General features: G+C 59.3%; 9 protein-coding genes and 5 pseudogenes. 8 read left to right on the forward strand and 6 right to left on the reverse strand.

From position 1 onward, the window contains the following. Positions 1 to 542: 542 nt before the first annotated feature. Together ACLGL5_RS12040 and ACLGL5_RS12045 are read right to left on the reverse strand one after the other, a co-directional pair. Positions 543 to 1,058: a DUF2285 domain-containing protein gene (locus ACLGL5_RS12040; protein ID WP_171903247.1), complete on the reverse strand. Its 516-nt coding sequence runs from the start codon at positions 1,056 to 1,058 to the stop codon at positions 543 to 545. 115 nt (positions 1,059 to 1,173) lie between these two features. Then, positions 1,174 to 1,437: pseudogene (locus ACLGL5_RS12045) on the reverse strand (transcriptional regulator domain-containing protein); the annotation flags it as partial. 412 nt (positions 1,438 to 1,849) lie between these two features. On the opposite strand from ACLGL5_RS12045, the pseudogene ACLGL5_RS12050 reads away from it, so the two are divergent. Together ACLGL5_RS12050 and ACLGL5_RS12055 are read left to right on the forward strand one after the other, a co-directional pair. Next, positions 1,850 to 2,235: pseudogene (locus ACLGL5_RS12050) on the forward strand (mobile mystery protein A); the annotation flags it as partial. Beyond that, positions 2,232 to 2,829, forward strand: a pseudogene (locus ACLGL5_RS12055) (mobile mystery protein B). The pseudogenes ACLGL5_RS12050 and ACLGL5_RS12055, both read left to right, overlap by 4 nt. Before the next feature lie 372 nt (positions 2,830 to 3,201). Here the strand turns inward: ACLGL5_RS12055 and ACLGL5_RS12060 are convergent. Then, on the reverse strand, positions 3,202 to 3,435 hold the full coding sequence (locus tag ACLGL5_RS12060; RefSeq protein WP_069091113.1) for a helix-turn-helix domain-containing protein: 234 nt from the start codon (positions 3,433 to 3,435) through the stop codon (positions 3,202 to 3,204). 116 nt (positions 3,436 to 3,551) lie between these two features. Here ACLGL5_RS12060 and ACLGL5_RS12065 point away from each other — a divergent pair, with 116 nt between their 5' ends. Continuing rightward, positions 3,552 to 3,833: a DNA -binding domain-containing protein gene (locus ACLGL5_RS12065; RefSeq protein ID WP_069091114.1), complete on the forward strand. Its 282-nt coding sequence runs from the start codon at positions 3,552 to 3,554 to the stop codon at positions 3,831 to 3,833. Between the two features lie 339 nt (positions 3,834 to 4,172). Here the strand turns inward: ACLGL5_RS12065 and ACLGL5_RS12070 are convergent, their stop codons facing one another. Together ACLGL5_RS12070 and ACLGL5_RS12075 are read right to left on the reverse strand one after the other, a co-directional pair. Continuing rightward, positions 4,173 to 4,901, reverse strand: coding sequence for a LuxR family transcriptional regulator (locus ACLGL5_RS12070; RefSeq protein WP_069091115.1), 729 nt, complete (start codon positions 4,899 to 4,901; stop codon positions 4,173 to 4,175). A 333-nt stretch (positions 4,902 to 5,234) separates the two neighbouring features. Then, positions 5,235 to 6,326 carry a hypothetical protein gene (locus tag ACLGL5_RS12075; protein ID WP_171903248.1) on the reverse strand — a complete coding sequence of 364 codons (1,092 nt, stop codon included), beginning with the start codon at positions 6,324 to 6,326 and terminating at the stop codon, positions 5,235 to 5,237. A gap of 1,285 nt (positions 6,327 to 7,611) precedes the next feature. Between ACLGL5_RS12075 and tnpA the strand changes: the two genes are divergently transcribed. The 4 genes and pseudogenes from tnpA to ACLGL5_RS12095 form a co-directional block, all read left to right on the forward strand. Then, a complete protein-coding gene (gene tnpA, locus ACLGL5_RS12080; RefSeq protein WP_069091117.1) occupies positions 7,612 to 8,058 on the forward strand; it encodes an IS66-like element accessory protein TnpA in 447 nt (148 codons plus the stop codon). Next, positions 8,055 to 8,411 (forward strand): IS66 family insertion sequence element accessory protein TnpB, encoded by a 357-nt coding sequence (tnpB, locus tag ACLGL5_RS12085; RefSeq protein ID WP_023709031.1) that lies wholly within the window; start codon positions 8,055 to 8,057, stop codon positions 8,409 to 8,411. Before tnpA ends, tnpB begins: the two co-directional genes overlap by 4 nt. 69 nt (positions 8,412 to 8,480) lie before the next feature. Then, positions 8,481 to 10,014, forward strand: a pseudogene (gene tnpC, locus ACLGL5_RS12090) (IS66 family transposase). A gap of 147 nt (positions 10,015 to 10,161) precedes the next feature. Further along, positions 10,162 to 10,681 (forward strand): annotated as a pseudogene (locus tag ACLGL5_RS12095) (ATP-grasp domain-containing protein); the annotation flags it as partial. Between the two features lie 457 nt (positions 10,682 to 11,138). Here the strand turns inward: ACLGL5_RS12095 and ACLGL5_RS12100 are convergent. Beyond that, the gene (locus ACLGL5_RS12100) at positions 11,139 to 12,386 is read right to left on the reverse strand and encodes an ATP-grasp domain-containing protein (protein WP_069093288.1); all 1,248 of its coding nucleotides are present in this window, start codon (positions 12,384 to 12,386) and stop codon (positions 11,139 to 11,141) included. 217 nt (positions 12,387 to 12,603) lie between these two features. Between ACLGL5_RS12100 and ACLGL5_RS12105 the strand changes: the two genes are divergently transcribed. Further along, positions 12,604 to 12,876: a helix-turn-helix domain-containing protein gene (locus ACLGL5_RS12105; RefSeq protein WP_083246566.1), complete on the forward strand. Its 273-nt coding sequence runs from the start codon at positions 12,604 to 12,606 to the stop codon at positions 12,874 to 12,876. Positions 12,877 to 13,114: the final 238 nt, after the last annotated feature.

Genomic DNA, 13,114 nt, shown 5'->3' on the forward strand with positions numbered 1-13,114 from the left:
CACTCTTCGAATACAGGCCCCTCGATCGGAAGCCGACGGGCGGCTCCCCACAGGAGCGCCCCTTCGCGCTCCGGCCAGGGTGCATCGGAGAGCCGTCGAAACGGCCTCATATTCCATTGGACGCAATCCTCTTTAGCCGGACATGCCCTGCCTAATCTGAAATTCCGAACGCGAGTACGTCTCTGAAAAGGTATGCCCGGCAGGAGACTGAGCTCGCTGCCGGGCCGGGTACGCCTTGGGAGGTGGCGTAAGTTGCGACGTTCATGGCGGTGGGAACCGCTCAGTTCGCGCGTTTTTGCTGAAATACGTGCATGTACCGTGCCAGAGCAAAAGCGCTTAAAAACAACCGATGCTCTGCTTCCTTTTTGTTGCGTACATGAAATTGTCGTCTATCGGACAACACCGAACGTGCCTCTCGGCCTCGACCGATGCCTGAACAAGAGCACCCGCAAGGTCGCTACCATGTCGACTGGGCGAACTCATGGTGACCGGTTTAACTCCGAACTGTCCGCCGGCTGACGCACAGGGCGGACTGTCACTTTTCAAATGAGGAAATCTCTGTAGCCTCCATTCATGAGCGCGCGGCCACGAGAGACGGCGCGGCGAATGCGGTCGCGCAGATGATCGCGAGGATCCCTCCAGTCGGCGTTGACACGCCGTTGACCAACCAGAGCTTCGGCGAGCTCGCGATGTGATGCGCCAGCAAGTGAGCCGTCGAGCGCACGAAGAACGAAGGTCAAACGGGGACCGCGTTTTTCCCGCGAAAATGAGCGGGCAGGCGGTTGCTGACCCAGACTTAGAGCATTGAGGCACTCGAGCGCCCTCAGGCGATGCTTCGAAAGCGTCACGGGCCAGATAGCGTCGGTACGGAGGCAAACAGGGTGCAAGATATCCGCGCCAGAGACGGCGAGCTGAAGCGTATGCTCCGCATTGCGAAGAAGAACATGTTGGCCCTTGTCGGGCGATAGCAGAACCGTCGCACGACATGGCAACGCCGAGAGCTCGAACGGCGATGTCGCCGACGATGCCGACAGTTGTTCTGCAATGACCGGCAGCACATGGCGGCACCAGAGCGGACACCAGAACACAAGGGAATTGCGGCCATAAGACTCGGCGAAACAGAACGCCCCAGCGTGACAGGTCGCCGTCCGACGCGGCCACGTCGAGCAAGGGTTGGTGAGACCAGTTATTGGCCTGCTGACGCGCTGCGATCAGGTCACGCTGGAAGGCTGGATTGCGGCGTAAAAACTCCCAGGCCCATTCGCGCGGCGTCAGACCAGTGGTGTAATTATATGAGCTTTCGTCCCACCAATCAGCCTCGTCCGCGCCAGTCACGAGAACTGTAGGCACGACTGTGCCGCCCTGCCCGCCCCCAAGGAAGTCGAAACATCGTGCCACTCGGCAGGGGTCGCGCCGTTTCGCGGAAGCGTGCGCCATTGGCACTGTCGAGGGCAGAAGACGCTCGCAAACATCGAGCAGACCGTCGAACTTGCACAGCGACAGCTAGCGCGGCCTCTGCACGCAAACGGGATCGATTTTACAGGGGCGATCGGCTTTTGTATTCGGTCCAAGAGGTTGTTTGAAGGCGCAGTCGCACGGAGGTGGATTGCACGCTGGTTGTGTGCAAGTTGCCGTAGCGCCGGCGCTAAAAGCTCTGTCATCGCAGGTCTCCTCGGGGAAAATTTCGGTCCATTTGGTGCCAAGTTTCATGCGATGGCAGCCTGTGCAGTTGTACAGGTTAAGCCACCGCCGACAGCCGAGCAGGATAGGATTGGCAGCTGCGTCGAGGAATCTCGCAGAGTCGATCGTTTCTAATCGCCAAAGTTGTGACTGGACAGCTGGACGCCTCTTCCGCCCGCCGCCAAAAGGCTGGATACGCGCGATTCGCGATGTGGTCGGCATGACCGGCGTCCAGCTCGCCGCCCGGCTTGGCGTGCGCCCGGAGACGGTCGAAGCCATCGAGAAACCGAAGCAGGCGGGTCCATCCAGTTCAGCACGTTCCGACGCGCCGCCGAGGCTATGGACTGCACGCTGGTCTACGCGCTCGTTCTGAACAGTTCGCTCGAGAGCGCGGTCTATCAGCGGGCCCGGAAAATCGCCATCCGCGATCTTCAGCGCGTCGCTCATACGATGCGGTTAGAGGCGCAGGAGACCGGCTATGCCGGCATGGAGGCGCGCATCAAGGCCTATATCCGCGATGCTCTCAAGGACCGCGACCTCTGGAGCGAGCCGTGACGGACCTGTTCCAGGAGCCGTAAGACGCAACACCGCTCGAGCCGGGGGGGCGCGAAGGACTCCTGCAAAGCTGGATCACGCACAGCAGCGATCTGAATGAACCGAGCAGGAGAACATCACCAAGGGCGCGGCATGGCCCGCGGCGCACGGGCGCGCAAGCTGACTAACCTGCTGAACATCGGCTTCGCGCTGGCGCTGGACAAGAGGATGTTCGGCGAAGTGTAGAAATGGGCCGGCACCTTTTGCCGGACGATACCGAATATCGGCATCGACACCTACCCGATACCGATGGAGGCGCTCTTCGATAATGTGCACTACTGGATAGAGCATGAAACCTATCCGCCCGATGAATCGCCGTTCGGCTTCATCATCAGTTGATCTCGATCCATCCTTTTCCGAACGGCAATGGCCGCCAGTCCCGGCTGATAGCCGACCTGCTGATCAAGACGCTCGGCGGCGAGGCGTTCAGCTGGGGCGCAGCGGCAATCTTGCCGATCCGGCGAACTGCGGACGCGCTATATCGCCGCTTTGAAAGCCGCTGATAGCCAGAACACCGGGCCGCTTCTCGCATTTGCGCGCTCATACTCAGCTTGAGAGCAGCTTCCTTGGGTTCTCCGGCGTCGCGCGAGGGTATCCGAACAGATCGTGCACCTTGTTGTAAGCGTCGGTCAAAAAAACCGATCCGAGCGCGTCATCACACCAGTCGCGATGCTGGCTGAATAGCGACGCAACGATCCTTACGGGCGCGCGGTGACTCGCTTTGCCACTGACCGGGCCATGTCGCGCCGCGCACCTACCAGTCCTGCTTCGACCTTGCGCACAGGGCTTGCGCCATATCGAGCATGGCGAAGCCCTTGTTCATTACTCTCGCCCAGCCACTGACAAGCGCCTGGACGCCGAGCGTGGCTCCGTGCCTGCTTCGCGTATCACTGTACCGTGAAAATCCAGAATTCGCTCGTTTCACCGCTACGTCCGGAGGTTCAATAGAATCTCACACGGATCAGCGTCAAGCACCGCAGTTACGTCGAGAAACTCGATGATGTCGAGACGCCGCTCTCCACCCTCATACTTCGCCACGAAGGATTGCGGCCGACCAAGTTTCTCAGCTACGTGCGCCTGGGTCAGGCCTTTGGCCTTGCGTAGCGATATCAGCTGGGCCAGAAACCGCTGGTGGCGGGGAGATCGAAGCGATTTGGACATGCAGGTGAACCGGTCAGATAAAGACCGGCTCAGCGACTAATCCCGGTTCCGGATTATCCCATTTTGGGATATTCTTCCTTGAATCCAGCGATCAACATGCGAGGTTCGCGGCAGACATGAATGGATCAACGGGAACCGACGGCCATCAAAGCTCAACACTGCGCGACGAAGTCCCCTGGTCGGAGAGCCTCACGAGCTATGACAGGCAGCATTTCAAGATCTATCTGAGGATCATCGACGCCTGCGCCGACAATGCCAGCTTAGAGGAGATGGCAAATCTCATTCTCGGCATCGACCCGGCTCTTGAACCGGTGCGCGCTCGACGGGCTGTTCGCAGCCATATCGATCGGGCGAACTGGATAGTGACAACCGGCTACAAGGAACTGTTCGCTGGATGACGCGCGGCGCGGACTGTCATTTTTTCAAGCAAGGAACTCGCTATAGCCCCATTCGTGAGCGCACGCCGCGAGAGACGGTGGCGGATGCGGTCGCGGAGGTGATCGAGAGGATCCCTCCAGTCGGCGTGGACGCGGCCTTTCCCCTATCAGCACTTCAGCGATCTCGCGATGTGACGTTCCGGCGAGCGACGTCGAGAGCCCGAAGAACGAAGTTCGCTCGGGGGGCCGCGTTTTCTCGAGCGCCCACAGGGGATGCTTCCGTGCGTGGCCTTCTTATGGGAAAATTCCGACCATTGGCGAACATTCGCGCCAAGGCAGCTGGCCGTTGCACAGGCGAAGCTAACTTGACAGTGAAGCGAAAAAATCCGAACGCGCGAGGCGCCCAATTGCCTGCCTGGTGGTCGTCACCCCAAGCTTGCGGCGAACGTTGCCCAGATGAAAGGCGGTCGTGCGCTGCGTGATCCCCAGGATGCAGCCGATCTCCCAATCAGACTTGCCTTGTGCTGCCCACTGTAGGCACTCGTATTCGCGCGGCGTCAGCAAGGCACCGTCGATCATTCGATTGGCGGTCAGTTTGCGGCGAACGAACACATGAAAACAAGTCGCGATATAAGAAAGACCTTCTTCATAGCGTTCTGCCACGCGGAAAAATGCAGGATCAGGCTTTTCAGCGGCAAAGGACATCGCCGCGAAATTACCTCGACGATCAACAATCGGAAACGTGACGCCGCAGCGGATGCCAAACTCCGCCGCTTCGTCGAAAATTTGAGCCCCTGAAGCCTCCGCGCCGCGCAGATCGGATCCCCATTGAAATGTGCATCCGCCACCGCGTGCACGCACAATGACGGGGTCGACACTCTGATATCGGTTCGCAAGATAGCGTTCCATCCAGGGCGCCGGATAATTTGAGATCAGCGTGGGCTTGCCATTAGGACGGGGTGGCAAGGAGAGGTAGGCAAAAGCGAGCAGATCGAATCCAGAGGCGACATCGGCCATAGCGCTGCGGAGATCAGCCTCATCGACGCTTTCTGAAAGCCTTTCCAAAAATCTCTCGAACACAGCTTGCACGTATCTGGTCCCTACCTTGAACTCACCCCCGATCCACAGGCAGCGAAGCGCTGCTACGGCGCATCCCGCCGGGCAGACACCGGGTAGACGGGCCTAACTCGTCGGGAATGCAGCACGTCATAAAAGCAGATCCAACGCCGCGAAGTCGGCACCACGACGCGCTGACCTTGTGCCCGCTCGAGCAAAGACGCGTCGAGACGTTTGCAAGCAGCGCAATGCCGCGGAGATTTCTCCTGACCCAGGAGCTTTCTCGATCAAACCTTTTGCATAGGCGAATTCGCGGCGGGTGGGACAGCAGGAGTTTAGGGTGGTAGGCCGCAACGACACCCCCTTTCATGACAGCGTTCCGAAAAGAGAAATCATCGGTTCGACGATGTCATGGTTGATGACCGTGAGATGAGAACAGTTGTTGCGGGCAAGCTCGATCGCAACTGGAGCCCCAATAGCTCCCATTCCGAAGATGGCAATCACCTTGTCCTTCAAAATGCCCACCGACGGAACTCGGGCACCGATGTCTGAGGCGCCTGCGCGGAGCGTGGGCACGATGATCATCGAGGGGCTGCTACCCCTCTGCCCCTGCTTCACAGGCTGGAACGACTGTGCTGGTCCGTAAAACAGTGGAAATAGCCAAGTATCGCCGTCAATACCGTGGCTGAGTTCCATCGACTGGACGGTGACAGACATCGAAATGGCTGGCGATGCAGTAGTAACCGCACGCCTTCCGAAGGTAATCTGGTCCTGCACCTTTCCATCACGCCAGCCCTCGCGCGATGGCGGCGCGAAACGACTTACGCGCCTCCATTGAATTGTGCCGGTGACCTTCTTCGATTCGAGCCCGTGGGGGAGAGGATATGTCCGAGTAGCTAGAAAGGTTCCGTCCTTAGCCTTGATTTCGTCAACCGCACCCTGGAATCTGATTTTGTTGTCCATCTTCTGCAGGGTGAAAGACACCCTTAGCGTCCCCTCTGTTTGATCTCCTACGTTCCAGGCGGTGTCGATCAGCATGTAACTCCCATCGACATAGCCGGGGAATGCTAGGGCAATGATGTTCCACCAGAAATCCATCGGTTCGCCCTGCGGATCCTCCATGCCCGTGCCATTCACAGCGTTAGCGAGCTGTTTTTCAAGAAGTTTCCCCAATGTCCACTCGATGGACCACAGTCCCGCGTCATGGCCCAACAAGCAAACGTTACCGTCAGTCGGCGAGCAACGCTTGTGCGGAAACATTTCCGGGTCTCCTCGAAGGGAGACTTGCGGGCGGACGAAGGGATAGCTGTCGGGGAAAACTGCGCGAAGCTGGCAGGCTTCCCCGGATGCAAGCGGCCACTCGAACTGGACGCAGAGTACCCCGTTTTTCACTTGATCTTCGTCGATTCGCAGCGAGTCTCGAGCGAAGAATGCGAGGTCACGAAGTTCGAAATCCAATCGTCCTACGCAGGTAGGCTCCCAGTAAGGGAGCATACCTGGCTTCAGATCGGGATAGCCTACCCAGGTCATCCTACAGGACGGTCGGGTGGCCGAGGCGGATCCTTAGGACCGGGAGGAACCCCGAGGGGACGACCCGGAACGCCACCCAGCGGGCGTGGGACCCAGTCGGGCGGGGTGAGGGCGGGGTGTGGCCCGGATTGCCCAGGATTGGGGAGCGTGCCAAGTTGCTTCTCCTTTTTGGCTTGGTCGAAGATACAGATTTTCACATCTCGGCGTTCTCAGCTAAGCTGAGACTACGATTGCTTTATTTCGGTTTAGCATACCCGCGGCTCGAGATGCAGTTTGGCGGCCTGTGCGAGGGACGCGGCTTTTGATATCGCATCGCCGTCGCTATAAATTTCTGCAGTCATAACGTTTGAACGCGCTCAGTATCCAAATCTACGTCGACGGCAGCGTCGTGTAATGCGCGGTCGCGCCGACAAGCATCACTCCGCGTTCGTACGCCTGATAATGGGGTTTTCTGCCCGTGAGGAAGGGCAAGATGGAAGGATGGAGTTCGTCACGCCGCCGTAGGGGCGGATTGATAGGTCGTCGGATAAGACTTGCATTTTGAGAACTATAATAATTGGGGACGAGAGTTTGCGCCAAAATGCGTTGACTGCTGAAATGTAGGCTGCAGAAACCGGAACGCCTTGAAACTCACAGCCTCTGCTTTGCGCGCTGTGATTGGACATGGCCTTGGACCGTTGCTTCGAATCTGTGTGGCAGAGTGTTGAACATCCCAGGCGTGGCGCTCAGCGAAATCGGCCTCCGGCCGATTTTCCAGTTCAGCCAAATCAGAGCGACTGGAGCAGGGCTGCAGACGCAAACATCGATGTAGGCATTGATACGTCTGTAAATGCAGTGCAGATTTCTTCAGCGTCTTCGAACGCTACCTCGCCGCGGCGAGGAATAGGCGCGTAGCTCGGCCTTTTGCAAAGCTTCCAGCACCAATCGGAAACCCCCCATCGACTAGTTCCACAAGCGCCAGTCCGCCCTCAACGACGTCGATCACGCCAAGTTTGTAACAGGGCACGCCTGGAACACAGGTGCCGCGGTACTCTGGAACGTTGTGACGCTCCGAACTCGTCGAGGCGCTCCGTACCAAACCGCTGGCGACGACAAACATTGCAACAGCTTTTTACCGACACTTTGCGACCGTAGATCGTAAGCGATGTTCCGACGGCACCTTTCGGGGATCGGCGTGAAGGACGATGTTCGGAGCCTTTGAGGGCTTCGACATATGACGATTTCAGAGCTTACGCTTAAGTCGAACGACTTGGAGCCGGTGCGCCGGTTCGAGGTGTTCACGGGCTCCGGCCGGCGACGCGAATGGCCTCCAGAGGAGAAGGCGCGGATCGTTGCGGAGAGCTACGAGGCTGGCGAGACGGTTTGTGCTGTAGCTCGCCGATATGCGCTTTCCCCGCAGCAATTGTTTGCCTGGCGCCGATCTGCGCGTCAGCCCGGGGCGGAGACGACGGCATCAGAATCCCTGTTCGTTCCTGCGGTGGTTGCGGCGTCCTTGCCGGAACCGGTGGCGCAGCGCCCAGCACGACCACGGAAGCAGAAGGCGGTCCGCGACGCTGGCGTGATCGAGCTTGAGATCGACGGAGTCGCCATGCGCGTTGGCCGCGGCGCCGACACCAAAACGGTGGCCGCAGTGATCCGCGCGCTGAAGGCGACGTCGTGATCGGGCCGACGGGTGCGGTCAAGGTCATGGTGGCGACGAAGCCGGTCGACTTCCGCAAGGGTGCGGAAGGATTGGCGGCGCTGGTGCGAGAGACAATGGGGGCCGATCCGTTCAGCGGGGCCGTCTACGTCTTCCGGGCGAAGCGGACTGACCGGATCAAGCTGATCTTCTGGGATGGCACCGGGGTTTGCCTCTATGCCAAGCGTTTGGAGGATGGGGAGTTCCGCTGGCCGAAAGTGCATGACGGCATGATGCGGCTGACGGCCGCGCAGCTCTCGGCGCTACTCGAAGGGCTTGACTGGCGGCGAGTCCACGAAGCGCGCCGGACCCGCGTTCCAGCCCAGGCCGGCTGACCCGCGACGAAGTGAATCAGCTTGGATTCCGCTGTCGCGGGCTGTCGGCGAATATGGTCTGATCCTGTCATGGCGATGACTGCTGACCAGCTTCCCGACGATCCGGACGCGCTGAAGGCGATGGTCCTGGCGCGCGACGTCGAGAACGCCCGACTGATCCAGATCATCAAGGAATTGCAGCCGCCACCGCTTCGGCCGTCGTGCTGAGACGCTCCCCGAAGATCAATTGCTGCTGGGGCTCGAAGAGGCCGAGCAGATCGAGGCGGCCGGTGAGGAAGAGAAGGAGCAATCTGCTCCCGCCGAGCGCCAAGCAAAGGCCACGAGGCGCCGAGCGAACCGGGGCGCGCTGCCACCCCATCTGCCGCGCGTGGAGACGGTCGTCGACATCGAGGACCATGCCTGCCCATGCTGCCGCAATGGCCTGCATCGGATCGGTGAGGATGTGAGCGAGCGGCTCGATATCGTTCCCGCGCAGCTGCGTGTGATCGTCGTGCGCCGGCCCAAATATGCCTGCCGCGCCTGTGAGGATGTGGTCGTTCAGGCTCCCGCGCCGGCCCGGCTGATCGAGGGAGGTCTTCCGACCGAGGCAACGGTCGCCCAGGTGCTGGTCTCCAAATACGCCGATCACTTGCCGCTCTATCGTCAGGCGCAGATCTATGCCCGGCAAGGCATTAATCTCGATCGCTCCACGCTCGCCGACTGGGTCGGCCGCGCCGCCTGGCATCTGCGTCCGGTGCATGAGCGGCTGCTTGGCAAGCTGAAGGCTTCGCCGAAGCTCTTCGCCGACGAGACGACCGCGCCGGTGCTCGATCCGGGCCGCGGCAAAACGAAGACGGGCCAACTCTGGGCCTATGCCCGAGATGACCGACCATAGCAGGGAAGCGATCCGCCGGGCGTCGCCTATGTCTATGCGCCGGACCGAAAGGCCGAACGTCCGATCGCTCATCTCGCAGGCTTCACCGGAATCCTTCAGGTCGACGGCTATGGCGGCTATCGGGTGCTGGCCGACAAGAGCGGCGTCACGCTCGCCTTCTGCTGGGCGCATGTCCGCCGGCGATTCTATGAGCTGGCAGCAGCCGGTCCCGCGCCGATTGCCAGCGAGGCGCTCAGACGGATCGCCGAACTCTACAAGATCGAGGATGCCATCCGCGGCCGATCGGCCGACGAACGCCTTGCCGCACGCCAGGAGAAGAGTACTCCAATCGTAGCTGCACTCGACCCATGGCTGCGTGAGAAGCTCGGCCTGATCAGTCAGAAGACCAAGCTCGCAGAGGCAATCCGCTACACGCTCTCACGCTGGGAGGGCCTCTCGCGCTTCCTCGAAGACGGCCGCATCGAGATCGACAGCAACGTGGTCGAGCGCTCCATCCGTCCCATCGCGCTCAACCGCAAGAATGAGCTCTTCGCAGGCTCCGACGGCGGCGCCGGACACTGGGCCGTTGTCGCCTCGCTGATTGAAACCTGCAAGCTCAACGGCGTTGAGCCGCTGGGCTATCTCGACGATGTCCTCACCAGGATCGTCAACGGCCACCCTAACAGCCAGATCGACGATCTCCTGCCCTGGGCCTACATCAACAAGCTCGAGCTCAAAGCCGTGGCCTGAGAACAGCGCTTACCGTAGATCGCCGACTATGATAGCTTCACTGCAAAGCCGTCACGCTCGGCTGAAAAAAGCTTATGCTGATTAATCGCGCGGACCACGGCAAAGCACGAAGCGGAAGGGCACAGCAAATTACCGATGAGTTCGGCCCCGCCACCCTATTTCGTCTTTCGTGAGAACATCTTTCCAACAACGCTGACTGATCACGAGCTAAACATATCGCAGATGTTTCGCTGAGCTGTTTGCAAGCACTCGGCCTCGGCTGGGGGCCAGCGAACATTGAAATCAAGTGGACGAAGCGTGGCCCCGTCGTCATTGAAGTCAATCCGCGTCTTCCGGGTGGCATAGCTCGTCAAATGGTCGGCTGGCTTGCGGTGTCGTTCCCGTCAGCGAGCACATCAAACTTGTTATCGGCGAGGAATGGGATCTCCGCAGCAAACATTCGCACACTGCGGCCGCGCGTCTCCTTGTTCCTGATCGCGACGGCATCCTCGACTGGATCCATATCGACAGTCGCGCGGCTACTATACCAGGCATCGCCGAAATCAAATTCTATGTTGAACTCCAGACGTCGATCGTCAGGAAAGACGGTATCCGAGACCGCATCGGACATTTTATCGCCGCTTCCTTCATTCGCTTTAGGATTGGCTCCGGCCAACGGATGCGCTAGCGGCTCAGAACATTGACTTCATGCGAGCTCAGCTGGCATTCTGCCGCATTCCAAGCCAGCGACCTCGGCGATTAAGCGAGAATGGCTTTGCTTTTGGCTGCGCAGCACGCCGCCTCGATGTCGACCATGTTGAGCTAACTGGGCAACTCCTAAGAATGCGTCGTCTTTCCGGCGCAACGCGCAGCTGGCGACGATTTTCGGGCACCCCCGAACGCGACAGGCCTAGAGGTAATGAAGCTCGACGCGGTCGAAGAAGAAACCGATGCCTCCGCTGGAAGACGGCCGGCTCGTGATCTCAGCCTGCGAGATGAGGCAAAGTGGGATATTGGACCGTCCAAAAGTGAACGATATTGGGGATCCTCCTCGACCTGTGCCCTTCTCCTGCTTTGGACCACCGTTCAGCAACGATCACTTTGTCTGGAACGATTTGCGTTGGTAGCCGAACATAAGGGGCCGCTCATAGGTCCTTTTTTTCGCTAAACGTCGGAAATGGCGTGATCGACCATTTGATTATGTCGACGGCACGCTGAAGGATCGTCTCGGTCTGAGCTGGGCTGGCTGAAGCGGCGATGACATGGCCGATCGTGTCTCGGTAGTCGCCTTTCCTGACGATCGGCGTATTGTGTTCAACATAGAATTTGACCTCGGCCACACCGAGTATGGCGGCCGCCCGAGTGTCGCCGTCGATCCATTCGAGGATGCCGTCGTGATCGGGAAGTAGGAATCGCGCTGCCGCAGTCTGCAAATGCCTTCTGCGCAAATCCCATTCCTCGCCGATGACGAGTTTGATGTGCTCGGTGACGATATCAACGCCGTAGGCCGCCTGAGTGACTCGAGGAATGATCCCACCCGGAAGACGCGGATTGACCTCGATAACCACGGGGCCACGCTTCGTCCACCGGAATTCAATGTTCGCTGGCCCCCAGCCAAGGCCGAGAGCTTGCAAACAGCTCAGCGAAACATCTGCAATACGTTTATGCTCATCATCAGTCAGCGGGGCTGGAAAGATGCTCTCACGCACGACAAAATGCGGTGGGGGGCCGAATTCGGTAGCGGTAATCCCAACGATCTCACTTCCCATGATATGAGCGCTATAATGGGGGCCTTGTGCGAATTCTTCAACCACCATTCTCGGCGAAGAGTGCCAAATGGGCTTCCCGCTTAATAAATAGGTCGTATGTTCGGCCAATTCATCGACAGTGCGGCACAATCGGACACCGTTGCTACCGCTGCCGGCGGCCGGCTTAAGGACCACCGGTATGCCGATCTCCGCAGCAGCGCTTTTTACTTCCCGCGCATCGGCTGCCAAGCGATAAGCGGGCATTGGAACACTGGCCTCCGCGAGGACTTGACGTTGAACGAATTTGTCGCTGCATCGTTCGATGGATGCGGGGTTCGGTCCCGGTAGCTCAAAATGCCGGCAGAGCTTGCCAACCGCCGCATAAACCAACTCGTCGAGCCCCGTGAAGCCAGTAATGCCAGCAATCTCGGAGGCCGCACCTAGCCGCGAACACTCGCGGATCAATGCTTCGAGATCGTCCGTGTCGACACGGACTGCCTCAAGCCCTTCCGCCGCAATGTAGTCGTACTGAGCTGGATCAGCTGACAGTGTAATTGGATGAAGCCCAAGCCGCTGGGCCGCCTTCACGTATAGCAGGCCAATACTCTTGTGCCCTTCAAGCAGGATAAGTGCTCTTTTTGCCATTTGCTGTTGCCCTTCCGTTGCGTGCTGTGGCCGTGGCCCGCGATGAATCGGCATCAGCTTTTTCAGCTGAGCGGGACGTCGGGCTTTGCAGTGAAGCTATCATAGTCGGCGATCTGCGGTCGTAAGGTGTCGGTAAATTTACTTGAAGCTATTGTTGCAATGTTTTTCATCGCCAGCGGTCTTGCGGAGCGCGCCGAATTCGCAACAATTCGAAGCCATGTTTGAAGTCTGCGACGAATTCGAAAGCTACGGCTACCGTCGTCTCGGCGCCGCGTTGCGGCAACAGGGCGTTGTCGTCAATCATAAGAAGATCCGGTGCCAGATGCACGAGCACGGTCGGCGGCCGAAGATGCGGCGCCGCTTCATAGAGTCACGCGGCCGATCCATCCGAATCTGGCCCGAGATGTTCTCGCGAACGGTCCAAACCATCTCTGGGTGGGCGACATCACCTATGGTGCGCCTCGTCCCGGATGGTCCGGGGTGCATATGACTGGAATGCTTTGAGAAAGGAGGAATTGAAGAATGCCCTGTCCCCTGCTGTGAGGGGACTTGAGCCCAAGCGGCGGTGACCTGCTGTCAACTGGCAGGGTGACGTAGCCCGCAGGTAAAGGGGATTGAGGCGAAGCCGTTACGCCGAGATGGTTCCCGAGGCTGTAGCACTGGAAGGTTGAGGAACACGAACCGGTTAATCCGCATCCGAGGGCTGAAATGTCGCCTTCGCCTACACG

This window comes from Mesorhizobium sp. U510 (assembly GCF_059180695.1).

Bases quoted from the DNA above. Each gene is read 5' to 3' on its own strand.
- ACLGL5_RS12065 (WP_069091114.1), top strand. From the start codon at position 3,552: ATGAATGGATCAACGGGAACCGACGGCCATCAAAGCTCAACACTGCGC.
- ACLGL5_RS12100 (WP_069093288.1), bottom strand. From the start codon at position 12,386: ATGGCAAAAAGAGCACTTATCCTGCTTGAAGGGCACAAGAGTATTGGC.
- ACLGL5_RS12105 (WP_083246566.1), top strand. From the start codon at position 12,604: ATGTTTGAAGTCTGCGACGAATTCGAAAGCTACGGCTACCGTCGTCTC.
- ACLGL5_RS12060 (WP_069091113.1), bottom strand. From the start codon at position 3,435: ATGTCCAAATCGCTTCGATCTCCCCGCCACCAGCGGTTTCTGGCCCAG.
- tnpA (WP_069091117.1), top strand. From the start codon at position 7,612: ATGACGATTTCAGAGCTTACGCTTAAGTCGAACGACTTGGAGCCGGTG.